We start from the raw sequence: 17,604 nt of genomic DNA, 5'->3' as shown, positions 1-17,604 counted from the left end.
TCTGAACCTGCGTCACGCGCGGCGGCGGACCTGCTCACTTGGCACCCCGCAACCGCGCCAGCAGCGGCGCGAAGGGAGAGCGCCTCGCCTTCTTGATTTCGTGCTTGCCGGTGACGACCTGCGCGAGATGGCGGAAGGTTTCGCCGACCGCGCTTTTCGGATCGGTCTCGGCGATCATCTGGCCGTTGTTCGAGGCGGTGCCGAACAGGGCGGCGTCGAACGGGATCTGCGCGGTGATCGGCAGACCGAGCGCCTTGGCGAATTCTTCCGGCTTGATCTCCGGCCGCTTCGGGACGCCGACCATGTTCATGACCAGGCGCGGCGGCGCATCGTTCGGGCGCGCCTGCTTCAAGGTGTCGGCCAGGTTCTTGGCGTTGCGCAGATTGGCGAGGTCGGGGGCGCAGACCAGCACCGCCTCGTCGACCGAGCGCAGCACCCGCCGGACCCAGCCGTTCCAAAGATGCGGCACGTCCAGAACCACGATCGGCACCCCGGTGCGGGTGGCATCGATGATCGGATCGAACGCGCCCTCGTCATATTCGTAGGCGCGGTCGAGCGTCGCCGGGGCGGCCAGCAGGTGGAGATTCTCGGCGCATTTGGCGAGCAGACGGTCGAGATAGACATCGTCGACCCGCTCGGGCGCCGCCAGCGCATCGCCGATGCCCTGGGTCGGGTCGAGGTTGAAGTCCAGCCCCGCCGTGCCGAAGGCGAGGTCGAGATCGGCCAGCACCACCTCGTGATTGTAGGTCTTGGCGCAAGCCCAGGCGACATTGTGCGACAGCGTCGAGGCGCCGCAGCCGCCCTTGGCGCCGACGAAGGCGACCGTGCGGCCGAGCGGCGCAGCATCGGGCTTGTAGTAGATTTCACCGATCTCGCGAATGAGATCGAACACCGAGATCGGCGCGACCATGTATTCCGAGACGCCGCGCCGCGTCAGCTCACGATAGAGAATCACGTCGTTGATATGCCCGATCACGATCACCTTCGAGCCGGGGTCGCAATTCTCGGCCAACTGGTCGAGCTGGCCGAGGATCACATCACGACCCTCGCGCGATTCGACGATGACGAGGTTCGGGGTCGGCGCGGTGCCATAGAATTCCACCGCCGCGGCGAGCCCGCCGGTCTGCACCTTGGTATGGGCCTTGACCATGCGGCGGTCGGCGGCGGCGGCCTCGACGACATCGGCCACCTCCTTCGTCTCGCAGAAGGCCTGCACGGCGATGCGCGGGATCGACCTGAGATCGAGGCCGGGCATGATCTTGTCCGCAGGGCTCATGTCAGTTCCCGATATTCGAGATCGACTTCTTGTCCAGGGCGGTTTCCGACTTGGTCGGCGCGCCCTGGCGGTATTTCGAGATGACGGTGGTGCGCCTGGTGGCGTCCGAGGCCGGCATGCCTTTCGGCGTCACCAGATCGCTCGGGTCGACCACCATGGCGGCGATGTTGGCCTGATAGGCGCAGCCGAAATTGTAGTAGTCGGTGTTGTCGAACTGGCCGACCACCTGATCGGGCCAGGTGCCGCAGGCATGCGGCACGCCCGCCACGACGCGCGGATAGGCGAGACGGATCGGTGCATCGGCGGCGGCCTGCTCGACCTTGTAGGGCGCGAGACTGATGGCGTGGGCGGGCACGCCGCCGCGCTGCAAGGCGGTCTTGACCGCGCGCGACATCTGGTAGGCGGCGGTCTCGTTGCCGGAGCCGCTCGGCACCAGGATCGTCACCCCGCTCGCGCCGCGCTCGCGCGACTGGGCGCCGAAGGCCGCAACGGTCTCGGCGGTCGTCTCGGTGAGCCGGCCGGACTGCGAGCCGACCGGAATGTCCAGTGTCTCGGCGGATTCGGAAAGCACGATCGGATGCCGTGTCCGGTAGCCGTCATGCGGGACCGAGCCGGTGATGGTCGGTTCCGACTTGGGAACGCCGGAGCAGCCGGCGAGCATCAGCGCGGCGGCGGCGAGCGCAGTCGCCAGACCCGGAGCACCGGCGGCACCGGAACGGGTCGGAGCGGAATCGGAGGGACGCATCGGACCACCCTTATTCGTAGATGAAGCCGTACTGGCCATGATAGGCGCCGGCGGTCGAACGGCCGTCGGATCGATAGGTGCGGTTCAGCCGGCCGAGGAAGGTCGCGGCGGAATCCGAGGACGCCTGGAAGTTCTGGTCCGGCCGGATCAGCTTGCCGGGCGCGACCGGCTGCACGACGATCGGCTGGACGAAGATCGCCAGTTCGCTCTGCGAGCGCTGGTAGTCCCGGCTGCGGAACAGCGCGCCGAGGATCGGCAGGCTCATCGCGCCCGGAACGCCGGCCAGGGACTGGCGCACGTCGTCGCGGATCAGACCGGCCATCACGATCGTGCCGCCCGACGGCACCTCGAGAGTGGAATCCGCGCGGCGGACGCGCAGTGCCTGGATGTTGAGCGACGACGAGGTCGAACTGCCGATCGAGAAGGAGCCTTCCGAGGTCGGCTCGGAGACTTCCGTGTTGACCTTGACGCTGATGCGGCCTTCGGCCAGGACGACCGGCACGAAGCTGAGCGCGATGCCGTATTTCTTGAATTCGACCGTGATCGAGCCGTTCTGCTGCGACACCGGGATCGGGAACTCGCCGCCGACCAGGAAGGTCGCCTCCTCGCCCGAGATGGCGGTCAGCGTCGGTTCGGCCAGGGTGCGCATCAGGCCGTTCTGCTCCAGGGCCTGGACGGTCGCCTGGAAGCGGTTGTTGCCGTTGACGTTCGAGAAGGTCGGCGTGCCGCTCGAATAGGGCACCAGGCCGGCACCGGAGGAGCCGTTGACCGCGAAGGGGTTGGAGGTCGCGAAGGCGGTCGTGAAACTGCCGCCGGTGGCGACGGCGGCGAGATCGATGCCGAGCTGCTTGACGACCGAGCGCTGCACTTCGGCGATGGTCACCTTGAGCATCACCTGATCCTTGCCGCGGATGGTCAGCGCATTGACCACCTGCAGCGAATCGCCGGTCGAACTGGCCGAGGAACCGCCGCCGCCCGCCGCGGCCGTCGAGCCCGTGGTACCGCCGCCGACCGGCGCCCCGACGAAGCGGCTGGCGACTTCGAGCGCCTGCATGGCATCGGACGGGCTGCGCACGGACCCGCTCAGCACGACCGTTCCGGCGACCGCCTCGACCTTGATGTCCCCGGTCGGCACGAGCCGGCGCAGGAGGCCCTCCAGCGTCGCCGTATCGGGCTGGACCTGGAGTTCGTAGTTGGCGATCTGGCGGCCGTTGCCGCCGAATACGACGACGTTGGTGGTGCCGAACTTGTTGCCAAGCAGATAGAGGCGCCGGTTGGTGCGCACCACCGCATCGGCGATCTGCGGGTTGGAGACCAGGACGTCGCGGATCTCCTCGTCGAAGTCGATGATGGTCGACTTCGAGACAGCGAGTTTCAGCGGCCGCGGCGCGGCATTCTGTCCGCGCCACGCACCGCCGGTCTCCGCCGCCAGGACGGTTCCGCCTGTCAGGCCCGGGCCGGCGGCCAGCGCGGCCACTGCCAGGAAAGCCACTGAAAGGAATGTGCGAACCATGATTTCCTCTCGGATCGGAGCGGACCGGACCGTCGGCCTCAGCGCGTCGTCACCCGGCTGGTGACGCCGTAGCGCACCACCCGGACGGCACTCGTCGCCTCGTTTCGGTTGCCGTCGTCGGCGATCGGCACGTCGGCATCCCGGATGGAGCGCAGGACCAGCGAGATGGTGCCGAGCTGCTGCGCCTGGGCGACGATCTCGACCTGGCGCGGGGTCAGCTCGAGCGTCGCGGTATCGCGCGCCACCACCGCCGGCTCGCCCTTCTCGATCACCTGCTGGTCGATGGCGAGGACGCGGATGTTGGTCAGCAGGGTCTCGGAAACGAACGGGTCGCCGCCCGAAGATCCTGCGGTCTTCGGCGCGGCGCGGGTCAGGATGATGTCGACATGGTCGTTCGGCAGGACGAAGCCGCCGGCCGTGGAGACGGCCTTGACCTCGACCGCCAGGGCGCGCATGCCCGGCGACAGGATCACCGACATGTAGCCGCGATCCGACTTGATCAGCCGGCCCTCGCGCACCGGCTCGCCGGCCGCGATCGGCTGCCGGGCGATGGTGCCGACCAGTTCGAGCGTCGCGTTGGGGCGGTTGGCCTTGGCGATATAGGCCTCGCTCATGCCGCTCTTCGGCCAGGGCTGCCAGATGAGATCGGCCGCCGCGACCTTGCCGCCCATCGGGATGTCGCGGCCGAGCACCAGGACCTCGACCGTATCCATCCGCGGCGCGGGGGCGTCGGCGACGGGCGTGGACGGCGGGGCCTCGTTGGTGCCGATCATGCTGGTCGCCACCATGGCGGCGGCCAGCCCTGCGCCGATGGCGACGGTCAATACCAGGAGACGCGCGACTTTCATGGCTTCGACTCTTCGGGCGACAATCGGGACCCATGCCCCTTTCGCCCGTGAGTTTCGATCAGCAATGGTTCAAGTATGGTTAATGAGACGTTTTGAAGTTTACCTAAGCAAACGTGAACCGCCGGTCATGCACAGGTTCATCCGCAGCGCCGGGCCTGCGCGGCGTCGATCGTCGGGTCGTCAGATGATGCTCTGCACCCAGATCGACTTCGGGTAGACCGTCAGGGCTGCCGCCGCGAGGGCAATTCCGTACGGAACAGTCCGCTTCTCGGCGAACTTGGCCAGGAAGCCCAGCTGCAGCACCGGCAACGGCTCCAGATGCTTCGAGATCACCAGCACGAACAGCGTCAGCGCACCGCCGTAGAGCGAGAACAGGATCATGAACTCGAGCAGGTGCGGCATGCCCAGCCAGAGCGCCACGGCGGCGCCGAACTTCACGTCGCCGCCGCCCATCCAGCCGCAGACGAAGCAGATGTAGCCGGCCGCAAAGACCGCGAAAGCCGCCGCGAAATGCAGCCCGAAGGCCGCCGGCGTCATGCCGACGAAGGGAGCGAGCAGCAGGAAGAAGGCCACGAGCAGGATCGAGACCCGGTTCGCGATGGTCATGGTCAGGAAGTCCGTCACCGCCGCGTAGGCGACGAGCAGGGGGAAGACCACGGCAACAGCCGGCTCGAGCATGGCTCCACTCCATACGATCACGCCGGGCGATCATCGCCGCGGGCGGCTGAAGGCCGGGTTAACCCGACCGGACCGAGGCACCGATGCGGTCGCGCAGCATGCCGTAGGCATCGGACAGGCCGGTCGACAGCGCCGTCACGGCGACCACGATCGCGACCGCGATCAGGGCGCCGACCAGACTGTATTCGACGGCGGTCGCCGCCCGGTCGTCGGCGAGGCAGCGCAAGAGCCTGCGTGTCATGGCCACTCCGCCGGCAGGAAGGCGATCCGAAGGGTCGCGACCGTTGCAGCCTGATCGAAACCGGTTGCGCATTGGTAACGGCCTTCGCGAAGACTTGAACCGATGCCGAGATCCCAGACTTTGGCAGTCAAAGAGATGTTGATTCGGTTCGATCGGGACGGATGGATAACCTTCCCTCCCGATCGGAGCCCCGGAGACGCAAACGGCGGCAGGTTGCCCTGCCGCCGTCTGTCGAGGGCCCGATCGCCCCTCGGATTACGAGGTCTTGATCTTGCTCTTGATGTAGTTGAACGAGTCGTTCAGCGTGGTGCCGAGGGCGGTCGCACCGGCGATGATCGCGATGGCGATCAGCGAAGCGATCAGGCCGTACTCGATCGCGGTGGCGCCCGACTCGTCCTTCAGGAAGTGAGCGAACTTGGTCATGACATGCTCCTAGTACACGGTTTGCTCGACTTTTTCGGGGAGAGCCGCCGTCGGGCCCGTTCTCCGGAAGTCATCGTGACCATACCGGCCAGCTTCTAAGCCTCGGTAAAGACGATTGGTTATTTTTTCCCTCCAGAATGTCTCACCACCACGACCCCCAACAGGGTATTCGAATTGTTAATTCGATCAAGTTTTTTAGATTATTGCGGATACTAACTCGAACAATATGGCCGCATCCATTCATCTCAACTTTGATTGCAACCGTCATGGCAATCCAGTCCGCCCGGCCGGCGCGGTGACGGGCGACTAGACGGGCCTGTCGCGGCGTCCAAGACCGGGCCGGGCCGGGCAACCCGCCGGGGCGACCGGGCCTAGACATCGGTGCGGATGAATTCCCGCCCGCCTCACCTTGGGGCTCCCACGGCAGCATGCGGCCTCGGAGCGTCCCGGAATCTGACCGGGGCCGAACGCGAACCGACAGCTCGACACACCCCGTTAGTCCTTCATTCACCAAGGCGCCGGATGATGGGGGCCGCTCCAAGACGGATCCCGATCGCCATGCGTACCGCCCTGGCCCTTCTCCTGGCCGCCCTCCCGTTCCTTGCCGGACCCGCCGGCGCGAAGGATCCGATCCTGGTCACCATGGATCGCGCCAAGGTGATGCGCATCTCCACGCCCGCCGACACCGTGATCGTCGGCAATCCGGGCATCGCCGATGCCGTCGTGCACGACCGGCAGACCCTGATCATCACCGGCCGCATGGTCGGCGTCACCAATCTGGTCATCCTGGACAAGAAGGGCGACCCGATCGCCGACGAGACCATCACGGTCGAGAAGATCCAGCAGAACCTGGTCACGGTTCAGCGCGGCAACCAGCGCTCCAGCTATTTCTGCACGCCGCATTGCGCGTCCATGATGGAAGTCGGCGATTCGCCGGATTCCTTCGGCACCGCGCAGGCCCAGATCAGCCAGCGCAACTCGCTCGGCGCCCAGTTCACCGGCGGCCCCCCCGGCCAGCAATAGCCCGCGCGCGGCCTACGGGCTCAACCGGATGGTAACGGCCGCTGCGGCGACGGGGCGCGATTCGCCAGGGTGGCAGGCCGGATTCATTGCCGGAACGTTAATCGACCGGCAAAATTTGTCCCTGTCCAAAAACTTTTCCTCAAGCCTTCCGAATTAGTCTTCGGATCGAACGCGAACTGCGGCTCTTTCGGAGGACTGCATGCAGACCCCGCACCCATCGGCCCGGGCCGGACGCTGGCGCTACCTGCGCCGCCTGGCGCGCGACCGCGACGGCGCCGCGGCGGTCGAGTTCGCCTTCGTGGCCCTGCCCTTCTTCGCCCTGATCGGCGCAATCATCGAGACCTCGATGGTGTTCCTGGCCAATCAGGTGCTGGAGACGGCCGTCTACGACGCCTCGCGGCTGATCCGCACCGGCCAGGCCCAGCAGTCCGGCTACGATTCGGCCGCCTTCAAGACCCAGGTCTGCAACCGGCTCTACATCCTGGTCGACTGCGCCGGCGTCTCCGTCGACGTGCGCACCGTGGCGACCTTCAGCGCGGTGACGACCACCGCGCCGGTCGACGAGAAGGGCAACTTCGTCGATACGAGCTTCACCTACAGCGCCGGCAAGGCGTCCGAACTGGTCATGGTCCGGGCCTACTACCAGTATCCGCTGATCTTCAGCAGCCTTGGCCTCGACCTGTCCGACCTGTCCAACGGCAAGCGGCTGATCGGCACGGTCACGGCCTTCCGCAACGAACCTTTCCCGTGGTGATGTCCATGCGCGCCCGTCTTGCGGCGGCGGTCCGCCGCCTCGGCCGGAAATCCGGCCTCGCCGCCCTCGGCCGCGACCGGCGCGGCGTCTCGGCGGTCGAATTCGCCATCCTGCTGCCGCTGATGATCACGCTGTTCTTCGGCGGCACCGAACTCAGCCAGGCGATCACCATCTACCGCAAGGTCGGCCATACCGCGACCGTGCTGGGCGATCTGGTCACCCAGTCGAGCACGATGAACACGACCGACATGAACAACATCTTCGACGCCGCCGCGGCGATCATGTCGCCCTATTCGAGCGCCGACGCCAAACTCCTGGTCGCGGCGCTGAGCTGGAACGGCACGGCCTGGAAGATCGAATGGGTCAAGAGCGAGGGCAGCGGCGCGGCGACCGGCTGGACCGCCGGCTCGGCACCGCCGACCAGCGGCACGCCGCCGTCGAACCTGCAGAGCACGGCCCAGTGGGTGATCGTCTCGAAGGTCGACTACACCTATACGAGCGCCTTCTCGGCGGTCTGGAACACCACCTCGATCGCACTCGGCGACATCGCCTATCTGCGGCCGCGCCTGTCCTCGACGATCCCGTTCACCTGATCGGGCCGGCGGCAGCGGCGCGCCGCTACGGGACCGCGATCACCCTTCCCAGGGCACCGTCGGCAGGCCGCGGCCGAGCCAGCCCGGGCCGGCGGGCGAGCCCATCATGCCCTCGTCGACATTGTGAACGGTCGCGAAGCCATGGGCCGTGAGCGCGCGGGCGACCTGCGCGGAGCGGCCGCCGGCCGCGCAGACGATCGCCAGCGGGCGGTCCCGGTCGCCGTCGACCAGGTCCAGCAGCGTATCGAGGAAGGCCGGATCCTGCATCGAGAGCGGGTGGGCACCCTCGCCGATGCCGGTCCGCAGCCATTCGTCGGGATTGCGCACGTCGATCAGGACGACGCTGCCGTCGAGGGCGGCACGGCGGGCGGTCTCGCTATCCATCGGTCGGTTCCTTCAGGGGTCGAAAAGGTCGGGGAGCCCGAGGCCGCGGGGCCGTTCGGGCGGCGTGGAGAGGTCCGTCTCAGCCCGGCGGTTTCGGTGTCGCCGGCGGCTTGGCCTCGCCATCCGGCGGGCTGACGAGCACGAGCAGGGGTTGATAGGCGGCGTGGTCGATGGTCGCGAAGCCGCCGCCCATGACCGGCTCGACGGCGTCATAGGCGTCCGGATCGTCCTGGCGCAGATGGGTCAGGACCTCGCGGATGCGATTGCGCATCTGCGGCGGCAGATCGGTCCGGACGGCATGCGGGCCGTGCGGGATCGGCGCGGAGGTCCAGACGATGCGCACGTCCGTCATCGTGAAGGCCTTGCGGTCGACCATGTCGCGCAGAGTGCCGCGCGAATAGCCGGCCTCCATCGCGCCCTCCAGGCTCGACCAGGCGAGCGCCGCGTCGACCTTGCCGGCCAGCATCAGGCGCACCGCCGCCTCAGGGCCGGTCGCGGTCTCGATCCGGCCGAAATGCGCCGAGGGCGGCAGTCCGGCGGCGGCCAGTTCGGCGAAGGGCAGCAGGCGGCCGGCCACCGAGCGACCGTCCGAGGTCGCGATGCTGGCGCCCTTCAGGTCCTCGACCCGTTCGGCCTTGGAGCCGCTCCTGACCAGCATCACCGCCCGGAACGACAGCGTGCCGTCGACCGAACGCGGTGCCGCCGCCGGCTCGATGCACTGGCACAGCTTCCAGGCCATCGCATAGGCGCTCGCCGACAGGATCGCATAGTCGACCCGCTTGGTGGCGATGGCGTCGATCAGCGTCTGACCGTCCTTCATCGGCACGATCTCGACCGAGGTGCCGACATCGTCCGAAAGCCGGCGGCGGAACGGCTCCAGCCGGGTGCGCAGGACCTGCGGCCGCTCCGCGCCGACCACGCCGATCTTGATACCCGGAATGATCACGACCGAATTCTGCGCCAGGGCGCCGGTGCCGCCCGCTAGGGCCAGCGCGCAGGCAAGCAGGGCGAAGCGCGCCGCCGAAGCGGCCCGGGCGCCGCTGCGCCGGACGTTCTTGGGGATCATCGCTCCGGTTCCGGGCTCGAACATACGGGAGCGCACGGAACCGGACCGCCCGCCATCCGTCAAGAGGAAGCCGGCGTCAGGACCCGGCCGGCGCGGCGGATGCCCCCCGCGTCATTCGACCAGCAGCAGCCGGTCGCCCCGCATCTCGACCTTGCCGAGCCGCTTGATGAAGCTCATGCCGAGCAGGTTGGTGGTCAGGGCGCGCGCCGGCACCACCAGGGCTTCGACCTTGGACACGCGCACGTCGCCGATTCGCACCTCGCCGAGCGTCACCCGGGCCGCCTTGGTGGTGCCGTTGGCGGTCGCGATCGGCACGTCGAATTCGGACGGCAGCGGGCGCAGGCCGAGCCGCACGGCATCCTCGTAGCGCAGGGCCACCGAGGTCGCCCCGGTATCGACCATGACCGGCACCGGCGTGCCGTTGATGCGCGCGTCGACCTCGAAATGGCCGCGGATATCCGCCCTCAGCGATACGCTGCGGCCCCGCCCGGCCGGGGTCGGGGCGCGGTCCGGCGCGGCGGTCTCCTCGGCCCGGTAGCCGACTGCGGTCGGGATGCTGCCGTCGGGACGGTCGGCGATCCACGACAGCGCGTCGACCAGATAGGGGACCGCCGCAGGCGCCAGGAGGATGGCGAAGCAGCCGACGAGGATGGAGCGAAGCACGACCTGCAGCATGGCGATCCCGGATGCGATGCGCCGAGGCTACGGAACGGCTCCTAACGAGTGCTGAAACCAATCGGCCGAATTCGACCGTCCCGGCCGGTCGTGGCCGGAATGCATCAACGGGCGACGGATCAGAGCGGCCGCAGCACGATGCCCGCCGCCAGGGCGCGGATCTCGGCGAGATCGTGGAAGCTGGTCTGCGCGCCGCTCTCCCGGCAGGCGAGACTGCCGGCCGCCACCGCCTGCCTGAGCGCCGCATCGCTCGTCTCGCCGCGATCGAGCGCCGCCGCCAGCGCGCCGCAGAAGGCATCGCCGGCACCGGTCGTGTCGACCACGGTCACGGCGGCCGGATCTGCGGCGAGCGCCCGCCCGTCGACCATCCCGACGATGCCGCGCGCGCCCAGCGTGGCGATCACATTGTTGCCGAAACGCGCGGCGGCGGCGCGGCAGAAGGCCTCCGGCGCGCCCGGCAGGTCGGTCAGTTCGCCGTAGCGGCGCGCCTCGTGCTCGTTGACGACGATCCAGTCCGCCGCCGCGAAGGTCGCGTCCGCGACCGGTTCGGCCGGGGCGGCATTGTAGACGACGCGCGCGCCGGCCGCCCGGGCCATCGCGATGGCGGCCTCGACCTCGACCGTCCCGAGGGAATTCTGCGTCACGAAGGTCACGCCGGGGCCGAACAGGCCGTCGAGCCAGGCCGCCCGGGCGGTGTCGTTGGCCGCATTGGCGCCGATCATCAGGTTCTCGCCGCCCGGACCGATGGCGATCATGTAGAGGCCGGTCGGCGAGGCGGAGGCGCGCACGCGCGAGCAGTCGACGCCGGCGGCCTTCAGGTTGGCGAGGGCCGGTGCGGCGAAGCCGTCGCGTCCGACCGCGCCGACCAGCACGGTGCGGGCGCCGGCGCGCGCGGCGGCGAGCACCTGGTTGGCGCCCTTGCCGCCGGGAAAGAGCTGATAGTCGCGCCCCTTCACGGTCTCGCCGGGCACCGGGAAGCGCGCCACCACGGTGACCAGATCGACATTGATGGTGCCGAAGCCGACGATCACCGGCCGCCCCGTCCGCCGCCGGTCACTTGGTGCCGTACATGCGGTCGCCGGCATCGCCGAGACCGGGCATGATGTAGCCCTTCTCGTTCAGCCGCTCGTCGATCGCCGCGCAATAGATGTGCACGTCCGGATGCGCGTCGCGCATGTGGGCGATGCCCTCGGGGGCGGCCAGCAGGCAGACGAAGCGGATGTTCCGGGCGCCGCGCTCCTTCAGCCGCTCCACCGCGGCGACGGCCGAATTGGCGGTCGCCAGCATCGGATCGAGCACGATGACCAGGCGATCGCCGATATCCTCCGGTGCCTTGAAGTAGTATTCGACCGCGACCAGCGTCTTCGGATCGCGGTAGAGGCCGATATGGGCGATGCGGGCCGACGGCACCAGTTCCAGCATGCCCTCCAGGAGGCCCATGCCGGCGCGCAGGATCGGCACGAAGACCAGCTTCTTGCCGGCGATCTTCGGCGCCATCATCTTGGTCAGCGGGGTCTCGATCTCGACCAGGGTCAGTTCGAGATCGCGTGTCGCCTCGTAGCAGAGCAGCAGCGCGATTTCGCGCAAAAGCTGACGGAAGCTCTTGGTCGAGGTCTCCTTGTCGCGCATCAGCGTCAGCTTGTGGCTGACCAGCGGATGGTCGATGACGGTCACGCCGTCCTGGTTCATGCCTCGCTCCTCGCGCCCGATTGTCCTGCCGCCGACCCTAAACGACGCCACAGCCTGCGCAATCGCGAATCGTCGGCAATCCACCGCACCTGCCGCGCTGCCGGGCGCTCCGCCGCCGCACTTCCGGGCGCTCCGCCGCCCCGGCGCGGCGCGTCGTCTTCACGAAACGGCATAGTTGACGGCAGCCCGGCGGGAAATCGATCGGCGCCCGATACTGCGGGTCTTTTGGCGCGAGCACCGGGCTGCTCGCAGCGCGACCCGGGCTCCGGCGGCCGTGATCAATCGTCATGGAAAGTTGTTTGATCCTTAACCTTGATGGTGCAATCTGGTCGTTTCCTCAGGAGAGCCCCGTCCCGGGGTCGGTCGCGACGATGAACACGCCGAACAAGCCCTCCCACATCCGCCTCACATCCCATCCCGGCGCCGGCGCGCCGCAGCGCTTTCCGATCCACTGGGGCGCGGCCGATCCGCGCGAGCGCGGGCCGGTGATCGGCACGCTGAGCCGCCCGAACGAGCGCAACGTGATCGGCACCCATGGCGGCGCCTATGCGCTCTACCGCGCGCTCGCCGTCGCCTCCGGCGCCCTGAACCCGATCCAGCGGCCCGATCTGACCAACACCTCCCCGACCACCGAGATCGGCCCGCATCCGCAATGGTCGGACCCGGGCCGCATCGTTTCGCTCGATCCGTTCGGTCACCGGACGGCGCAGATCTTCGGCCGCGAGATCGCCGAGGGCCACGACATCCGTCCGACCATCGCTATCACCAAGGCGCGGCTGACCGTGCCGGAACTGCGCATCGGCACGTCGGAGAGCCGTCTGCCGATCGACGGCCAGATCGTGCGGGCGCAGGGCGACATCGCCGTCACCAAGGCGGCCGTCGATCCGGTCTGGTACCTGCCCGGTATCGCCGAGCGCTTCGGCACCAGCGAGGATGCGCTGCGCCGGACGCTGTTCGAGCAGACCGGCGGCATCTATCCGGAACTGGTCACGCGGCCCGACCTGCAGGTCTTCCTGCCGCCGATCGGCAACATCACGCTCTACATCTTCGGCGATCCGGCCTCGCTCGCCGACCGGCGCAAGACGCTGGCCTGCCGGGTCCACGACGAGTGCAACGGCTCGGACGTGTTCGGCTCAGACATCTGCACCTGCCGGCCCTATCTGGTGCACGGCATCGAGGAATGCGTGCGCGAGGCCCAGGCCGGCGGCGCCGGCCTGATCGTCTACAACCGCAAGGAAGGCCGCGCGCTCGGCGAGGTGACCAAGTTCCTGGTCTACAATGCGCGCAAGCGCCAGGAGGGCGGCGACCAGGCGGCGACCTATTTCGAGCGCACCGAATGCGTCGCCGGCGTCCAGGACGCCCGCTTCCAGCAGTTGATGCCGGACGTGCTGCATTGGCTCGGCATCACCCGGATCGACCGCTTCGTATCGATGTCGAACATGAAATACGACGCGCTGGTCGACAGCGGCATCGAGATCGTCGAGCGCGTGCCGATCCCCGACGGGCTGATCCCCGACGATGCCAAGGTGGAGATGGAGGCCAAGAAGGCGGCCGGCTACTTCACCCCGACCGGCGCGCCGAGCGCCGAGCAGCTGAACGCCACCGTCGGCCGCCCGCTCGACCGCTATTGACCGTTGGCGGGACGCGGGCGGCGGCCGACCGCACGCCCCGATCCGCCGCCGGGTCACGCTGCAGCCTTGATCACAGGGCCAACTCACCGCCTCGATCCGCGCCCGTCCCGGCGCGGCGCCGTCTCTCCGCCCCGCCAGCCGTTCGTCGCCGTCCCGCGTATCGCGTCCAGGAACCGTTCATGACCAATACGAAGATCACGTCTTCGATCCCCAAGGAGCGGCTCAATATCGTCGGCCGCAAGCTGCTCTCCGCCCGCGCCGTCCGCGAACGCGCCGCCCAGCTCCTCTCCTACGGTCAGTCCGATCGGCTGGACAACTTCACCGTCGACATGAGCCGGCTCGACCCGACCTCGGACTTCGTCCTCAGGGTGATCCGCTCCAACTACCCCAATCTCGGCGTGCCGCCGCATTCGCGCTGGCGGCATTTCGAACTCGGCGAGTTCGACCGCTGGGGCATGATCGCCGGCACGCGCGACTGGCGCGATCCGGTCGAACTCGGCCGCGCCGCCTTCGATCTGGCCTTCGTCTCGGTGCTGCTCGATGCCGGCGCCGGCACCAAATGGGCCTATGCGGAATCGGCGACCGGCGAGACCTTCTCGCGCTCCGAGGGCCTGGCGATCGCCAGCCTGGTCATGTTCACCAGCGGCGCCTTCTCGAGCGACCCCTACGATCCGCTGCGCGCCGATGCCCGTGCGCTGGCCGGCCTGACCTACGAGGAACTGGCCGACGGTTTCCAGGTCTCCAACGGCAACCCGCTGATCGGGCTGGAAGGCCGGCTCGGCCTCCTGAACCGGCTCGGCAACGCCATGCAGGAGCGGCCGGACGTGTTCTCCGCGCCCGACGGCATCCGTCCCGGCGGCATGGTCGACATGCTGATCCGCCAGGCGACCGGCACCGGCAAGATCGGCGCGCCGGTGATCCTGGAGGTGCTGCTCGAATCGCTCGGCTCGATCTGGCCGGGCCGCTACATGATGGGCGACGTGGCGCTCGGCGACACCTGGAAGCACCCGAAGGTGATCGCCGGCGACGCCTCCGACGGCCTGCTGCCGCTGCACAAGCTGTCGCAGTGGCTGGCCTATTCGCTGATCGAGCCGCTGGTCTGGTCCGGCCTGACGGTGACCGATCTCGACGGCCTGACCGGCCTTGCGGAATACCGCAACGGCGGCCTGTTCATCGACATGGGGCTCCTGAAGCCGCGCGACCCGACCGCCCTGCGCCGGCCGCAGAAGCCGGAATCCGAATTCGTGGTCGAATGGCGCGGACTGACCGTGGCGCTGCTCGACCAGATCGCCGAGGGCGTGCGCAAGCGCCTGTCGCGCACCGCCCAGACCTTCCCGCTCGCCTGCGTGCTCGAAGGCGGCACCTGGTCGGCCGGCCGCCGCATCGCACGCGAGAAGCGCCCCGACGGCAGCCCGCCGATCATCATCGACAGCGACGGCACGGTGTTCTGAGGAAAATTTCCTCAGGGTTCGGCCCCCTGCCCTCCGGGAGCGGACCTCCGCGCGCGGCGGTAAGCCGCGCCGGGCCGTCACCACATCGCCGTGCCGTGCCGGCCCGGCGCCAGTCCCAGATGGGCGGCGAGGGTCTCGCCGACATCGGCGAAGCCGCGGCGGCCATAGCCCCGGGGTGCGAGGCCAGGGCCGTAGGCGAGCACCGGGACTTGCTCGCGGGTGTGGTCGGTGCCGGGCCAGGTCGGGTCGCAGCCGTGGTCGGCGGTCAGCATGACGAGGTCGCCGGCGCCCATCCGGTCGAGGAAGGCCGGCAGCTTCGCGTCGAAGGCCTCGAGCGCCGCCGCATAGCCGGCAACGTCGCGGCGGTGGCCGTAGAGCGTGTCGAAATCGACGAAATTGACCAGCACCAGATCGCCGTCGCGCGCCGTCTGCAGCGTGCCGAGCGCGGCCTCGAACAGGGCGTCGTGGCCGGAGGCCTTGACGGCGCGGGTGACGCCGGACCCGGCAAAGATGTCCGAGATCTTGCCGACCGCAATCACCTGCCGGCCGGCGGCGGCGGCGCGGTCGAGCAGGGTCGGCTCGGGCGGCGGCACGGCATAGTCGCGCCGGTTGCCGGTGCGGGTGAAATGTCCCGTCGTCTCGCCGACGAAGGGCCGCGCGATGACCCGGCCGATGCCGAGCGGATCGCACAGGCTGCGGGCGATCCGGCACAGGTCGTAGAGCCGGTCGAGCCCGAAACGGGTCTCGTGCGCGGCGATCTGCAGGACGGAATCGGCCGAGGTGTAGACGATCGGCCGGCCGGTCCGCAGATGCTCTTCGCCGAGCCGGTCGAGGATTGCGGTGCCCGAGGCGTGACAGTCGCCGAGAATGCCCGGCAGGCCGCCGCGGCGGACGAGCTCGGCGACCAGGTCCGGCGGGAAGGCCGGCACGGTCGTCGGGAAATAGCCCCAGTCGAAGGTGACCGGCACGCCGGCCAGTTCCCAGTGGCCCGACGGCGTATCCTTGCCCTTCGAGCGTTCCACGCCGACCGCCCAGCGGCCGAGATCGGCGGTCCCTTCGAGCCCCGGCGGCCGGCGCCCGGTCGAGGCCTCCGCCGCGGCGCTGAGTCCGAGCCGGTCGAGGAGAGGCAGGCGCAAAGGCCCGGCACGCAGGCCCGGCCGGTCGGCTGCGCCGCGGGCGGCGGCCTCGGCGATATGGCCGAGGGTGTCGGCGCCTACGTCGCCATAGGTCGCGGCGTCGGGCGCCCCGCCGATGCCGAAGGAATCCATGATGAACAGGAAGCCGCGGGCCATCACGGCGCCCCGATGCGCGCGGCGACGACGGGAGCGACCGCCGGCGCGTCCGGGCCGATGCGGTAGGCGGCCTGCAAGGCGGCGGCCGCGCTCAGGGCGGCGGCGGCGTCTCGGGCGTGGACGCGCGCCAGCGGCCGCCCCGGCCCGACGGGCGCACCGAGGCCGGCCAGTTCGGTGAAGCCGACCGTGGGGTCGATGGCATCGGCGGCGCGCATCCGGCCGCCGCCGAGTTCGATCACGGCGACGCCGATCGCGCGGGTGTCGATCGCCGTGACGATGCCCGCCTCCGCCGCCTCGACGGCGATCTCCACCGCGGCGCGGGCGAGATGATCGCCGGGGCGCTCGACCAGATCGGTCGGGCCGCCGAGCGCGGCGACCATGCGGGCGAAGCGCTCGGCCGCACTGCCGTCGTCGAGCGTGCGGACGAGGCGCGCATGCGCCATGTCGCGGGTCTCCGCGAGGCCGCCGGTCATCAGCATCTCGACGCCGAGTTCGACCGTGACCGCCTCGACGCGCGCGTCGCGCCGGCGCCGGGTCAGGAAATCGACCGCGTGGCGCACCTCGACCGCATTGCCGGCGGCGGGGGCGAGCGGCTGATTCATGTCGGTCAGCAGCGCCGTGGTGGCGAGGCCGGCGCCGTTGGCGACCGCGACCAGACTCTCGGCCAAACCTTGCGCCTCGGCGAACGTCGCCATGAAGGCGCCGTTGCCCCATTTCACGTCGAGCACAAGGCCTTGCAGGCCGGCGGCGAGCTTCTTTGACAGGATCGAGGCTGTGATCAGGTCGATCGATTCGACCGTCGCGGTCACGTCTCGGATCGCGTAGAAGCGCCGGTCCGCCGGGGCGAGATCGGGGGTCTGGCCGATGATCGCAGTGCCGACGGCGCGCACCACGCGCGCGAAGGTGGCGCTGTCGGGCTGGCTGACATAGCCCGGGATGGCATCGAGCTTGTCGAGCGTGCCGCCGGTATGGCCGAGCCCGCGCCCCGAGATCATCGGCACAAAGCCGCCGCAGGCGGCGACCATCGGGGCGAGCATCAGCGAGACATTGTCGCCGACGCCGCCGGAGGAATGCTTGTCGAGCACCGGCCCGGGCAGGTCCCAGGCGAGCACGGTGCCGGATCCGGTCATGGCGCGGGTCAGCGCGACGCGTTCGGGAAGGGTCATGCCGCGGAAGAAGACCGCCATCGCGAAGGCCGCGATCTGGCCCTCGGTGATCGAGCCGTCGGTCAGGCCTGCGACCATGAAGGCGATCTCGGCCTCGCTCAGCGTGGCGCCCTCGCGCTTCTTGCGGATCACTTCCTGAGGCAGCATGGCGGCGGT

At 69.2% G+C, this 17,604-nt stretch carries 19 protein-coding genes; 5 read left to right on the top strand and 14 right to left on the bottom strand.

The annotated features are described in order from the left end of the window. Nucleotides 1-34: 34 nt before the first annotated feature. From KL771_RS17595 to KL771_RS17565, 7 genes are all read right to left on the bottom strand, one after another. On the bottom strand, nt 35-1,276 hold the full coding sequence (locus KL771_RS17595) for an AAA family ATPase (protein WP_261969841.1): 1,242 nt from the start codon (nt 1,274-1,276) through the stop codon (nt 35-37). A 1-nt stretch (nt 1,277) separates the two neighbouring features. Then, nucleotides 1,278-2,021, bottom strand: a complete 744-nt coding sequence (locus tag KL771_RS17590) for a CpaD family pilus assembly protein (protein ID WP_261969840.1) — start codon at nt 2,019-2,021, stop codon at nt 1,278-1,280. A gap of 10 nt (nt 2,022-2,031) precedes the next feature. Then, on the bottom strand, nt 2,032-3,534 hold the full coding sequence (locus KL771_RS17585; protein WP_261969839.1) for a type II and III secretion system protein family protein: 1,503 nt from the start codon (nt 3,532-3,534) through the stop codon (nt 2,032-2,034). A gap of 38 nt (nt 3,535-3,572) precedes the next feature. After that, complete coding sequence (cpaB, locus tag KL771_RS17580) at nt 3,573-4,382, bottom strand: Flp pilus assembly protein CpaB (RefSeq protein ID WP_261969838.1); 810 nt, start codon at nt 4,380-4,382, stop codon at nt 3,573-3,575. 180 nt (nt 4,383-4,562) lie between these two features. Next, nucleotides 4,563-5,060 carry an A24 family peptidase gene (locus tag KL771_RS17575; protein WP_054360265.1) on the bottom strand — a complete coding sequence of 166 codons (498 nt, stop codon included), beginning with the start codon at nt 5,058-5,060 and terminating at the stop codon, nt 4,563-4,565. A gap of 58 nt (nt 5,061-5,118) precedes the next feature. Next, the gene (locus KL771_RS17570) at nt 5,119-5,301 is read right to left on the bottom strand and encodes a Flp family type IVb pilin (protein WP_261969837.1); all 183 of its coding nucleotides are present in this window, start codon (nt 5,299-5,301) and stop codon (nt 5,119-5,121) included. A 255-nt stretch (nt 5,302-5,556) separates the two neighbouring features. Further along, entirely contained in the window at nt 5,557-5,724 is a 168-nt protein-coding gene (locus tag KL771_RS17565; protein WP_054360263.1) for a Flp family type IVb pilin, read from the bottom strand. Between the two features lie 558 nt (nt 5,725-6,282). On the opposite strand from KL771_RS17565, the gene KL771_RS17560 reads away from it, so the two are divergent. From KL771_RS17560 to KL771_RS17550, 3 genes are all read left to right on the top strand, one after another. Further along, nucleotides 6,283-6,747 carry a pilus assembly protein N-terminal domain-containing protein gene (locus KL771_RS17560; RefSeq protein ID WP_261969836.1) on the top strand — a complete coding sequence of 155 codons (465 nt, stop codon included), beginning with the start codon at nt 6,283-6,285 and terminating at the stop codon, nt 6,745-6,747. A gap of 199 nt (nt 6,748-6,946) precedes the next feature. After that, entirely contained in the window at nt 6,947-7,501 is a 555-nt protein-coding gene (locus KL771_RS17555) for a TadE/TadG family type IV pilus assembly protein (protein WP_261969835.1), read from the top strand. A gap of 5 nt (nt 7,502-7,506) precedes the next feature. Beyond that, on the top strand, nt 7,507-8,094 hold the full coding sequence (locus tag KL771_RS17550; RefSeq protein ID WP_261969834.1) for a TadE/TadG family type IV pilus assembly protein: 588 nt from the start codon (nt 7,507-7,509) through the stop codon (nt 8,092-8,094). Between the two features lie 39 nt (nt 8,095-8,133). Here the strand turns inward: KL771_RS17550 and KL771_RS17545 are convergent, their stop codons facing one another. From KL771_RS17545 to upp, 5 genes are all read right to left on the bottom strand, one after another. Beyond that, complete coding sequence (locus KL771_RS17545; RefSeq protein ID WP_261969833.1) at nt 8,134-8,478, bottom strand: rhodanese-like domain-containing protein; 345 nt, start codon at nt 8,476-8,478, stop codon at nt 8,134-8,136. Nucleotides 8,479-8,557: 79 nt separating this feature from the next. Then, a complete protein-coding gene (locus tag KL771_RS17540) occupies nt 8,558-9,544 on the bottom strand; it encodes a phosphate/phosphite/phosphonate ABC transporter substrate-binding protein (RefSeq protein ID WP_261969832.1) in 987 nt (328 codons plus the stop codon). 111 nt (nt 9,545-9,655) lie between these two features. Next, the gene (locus KL771_RS17535; protein ID WP_261969831.1) at nt 9,656-10,219 is read right to left on the bottom strand and encodes a TIGR02281 family clan AA aspartic protease; all 564 of its coding nucleotides are present in this window, start codon (nt 10,217-10,219) and stop codon (nt 9,656-9,658) included. Nucleotides 10,220-10,338: 119 nt separating this feature from the next. Then, complete coding sequence (locus KL771_RS17530; protein ID WP_261969830.1) at nt 10,339-11,250, bottom strand: ribokinase; 912 nt, start codon at nt 11,248-11,250, stop codon at nt 10,339-10,341. Between the two features lie 22 nt (nt 11,251-11,272). After that, on the bottom strand, nt 11,273-11,908 hold the full coding sequence (gene upp, locus KL771_RS17525; protein ID WP_261969829.1) for a uracil phosphoribosyltransferase: 636 nt from the start codon (nt 11,906-11,908) through the stop codon (nt 11,273-11,275). A gap of 371 nt (nt 11,909-12,279) precedes the next feature. Between upp and KL771_RS17520 the strand changes: the two genes are divergently transcribed. Continuing rightward, nucleotides 12,280-13,539 carry a GTP cyclohydrolase II gene (locus KL771_RS17520; RefSeq protein ID WP_261969828.1) on the top strand — a complete coding sequence of 420 codons (1,260 nt, stop codon included), beginning with the start codon at nt 12,280-12,282 and terminating at the stop codon, nt 13,537-13,539. Between the two features lie 179 nt (nt 13,540-13,718). Further along, complete coding sequence (locus KL771_RS17515; RefSeq protein WP_261969827.1) at nt 13,719-14,990, top strand: URC4/urg3 family protein; 1,272 nt, start codon at nt 13,719-13,721, stop codon at nt 14,988-14,990. Nucleotides 14,991-15,067: 77 nt separating this feature from the next. On the opposite strand, the gene KL771_RS17510 is transcribed toward KL771_RS17515, so the two are convergent. After that, nucleotides 15,068-16,282, bottom strand: coding sequence for a phosphopentomutase (locus KL771_RS17510; RefSeq protein WP_261969826.1), 1,215 nt, complete (start codon nt 16,280-16,282; stop codon nt 15,068-15,070). Next, a complete protein-coding gene (deoA, locus tag KL771_RS17505; protein WP_261969825.1) occupies nt 16,282-17,595 on the bottom strand; it encodes a thymidine phosphorylase in 1,314 nt (437 codons plus the stop codon). Before deoA ends, KL771_RS17510 begins: the two co-directional genes overlap by 1 nt. Nucleotides 17,596-17,604 lie beyond the last annotated feature (9 nt).

The organism is Prosthecodimorpha staleyi, assembly GCF_018729455.1.
Taxonomy (GTDB): Bacteria; Pseudomonadota; Alphaproteobacteria; order Rhizobiales; family Ancalomicrobiaceae; genus Prosthecodimorpha; species Prosthecodimorpha staleyi.
Note: the sequence above shows the minus strand (reverse complement) of the source record. Positions and strands in the feature narration are given on the sequence as shown.

Coding starts and splice junctions, on each gene's coding strand:
- KL771_RS17575 (WP_054360265.1), bottom strand. CDS start 5,060: ATGCTCGAGCCGGCTGTTGCCGTGGTCTTCCCCCTGCTCGTCGCCTAC.
- KL771_RS17560 (WP_261969836.1), top strand. CDS start 6,283: ATGCGTACCGCCCTGGCCCTTCTCCTGGCCGCCCTCCCGTTCCTTGCC.
- deoA (WP_261969825.1), bottom strand. CDS start 17,595: ATGCTGCCTCAGGAAGTGATCCGCAAGAAGCGCGAGGGCGCCACGCTG.
- KL771_RS17515 (WP_261969827.1), top strand. CDS start 13,719: ATGACCAATACGAAGATCACGTCTTCGATCCCCAAGGAGCGGCTCAAT.
- KL771_RS17520 (WP_261969828.1), top strand. CDS start 12,280: ATGAACACGCCGAACAAGCCCTCCCACATCCGCCTCACATCCCATCCC.
- KL771_RS17540 (WP_261969832.1), bottom strand. CDS start 9,544: ATGATCCCCAAGAACGTCCGGCGCAGCGGCGCCCGGGCCGCTTCGGCG.
- KL771_RS17590 (WP_261969840.1), bottom strand. CDS start 2,021: ATGCGTCCCTCCGATTCCGCTCCGACCCGTTCCGGTGCCGCCGGTGCT.
- KL771_RS17570 (WP_261969837.1), bottom strand. CDS start 5,301: ATGACACGCAGGCTCTTGCGCTGCCTCGCCGACGACCGGGCGGCGACC.
- KL771_RS17555 (WP_261969835.1), top strand. CDS start 6,947: ATGCAGACCCCGCACCCATCGGCCCGGGCCGGACGCTGGCGCTACCTG.
- KL771_RS17565 (WP_054360263.1), bottom strand. CDS start 5,724: ATGACCAAGTTCGCTCACTTCCTGAAGGACGAGTCGGGCGCCACCGCG.
- upp (WP_261969829.1), bottom strand. CDS start 11,908: ATGAACCAGGACGGCGTGACCGTCATCGACCATCCGCTGGTCAGCCAC.
- KL771_RS17535 (WP_261969831.1), bottom strand. CDS start 10,219: ATGCTGCAGGTCGTGCTTCGCTCCATCCTCGTCGGCTGCTTCGCCATC.
- KL771_RS17585 (WP_261969839.1), bottom strand. CDS start 3,534: ATGGTTCGCACATTCCTTTCAGTGGCTTTCCTGGCAGTGGCCGCGCTG.
- KL771_RS17550 (WP_261969834.1), top strand. CDS start 7,507: ATGCGCGCCCGTCTTGCGGCGGCGGTCCGCCGCCTCGGCCGGAAATCC.
- KL771_RS17510 (WP_261969826.1), bottom strand. CDS start 16,282: ATGGCCCGCGGCTTCCTGTTCATCATGGATTCCTTCGGCATCGGCGGG.
- KL771_RS17545 (WP_261969833.1), bottom strand. CDS start 8,478: ATGGATAGCGAGACCGCCCGCCGTGCCGCCCTCGACGGCAGCGTCGTC.
- KL771_RS17595 (WP_261969841.1), bottom strand. CDS start 1,276: ATGAGCCCTGCGGACAAGATCATGCCCGGCCTCGATCTCAGGTCGATC.
- cpaB (WP_261969838.1), bottom strand. CDS start 4,382: ATGAAAGTCGCGCGTCTCCTGGTATTGACCGTCGCCATCGGCGCAGGG.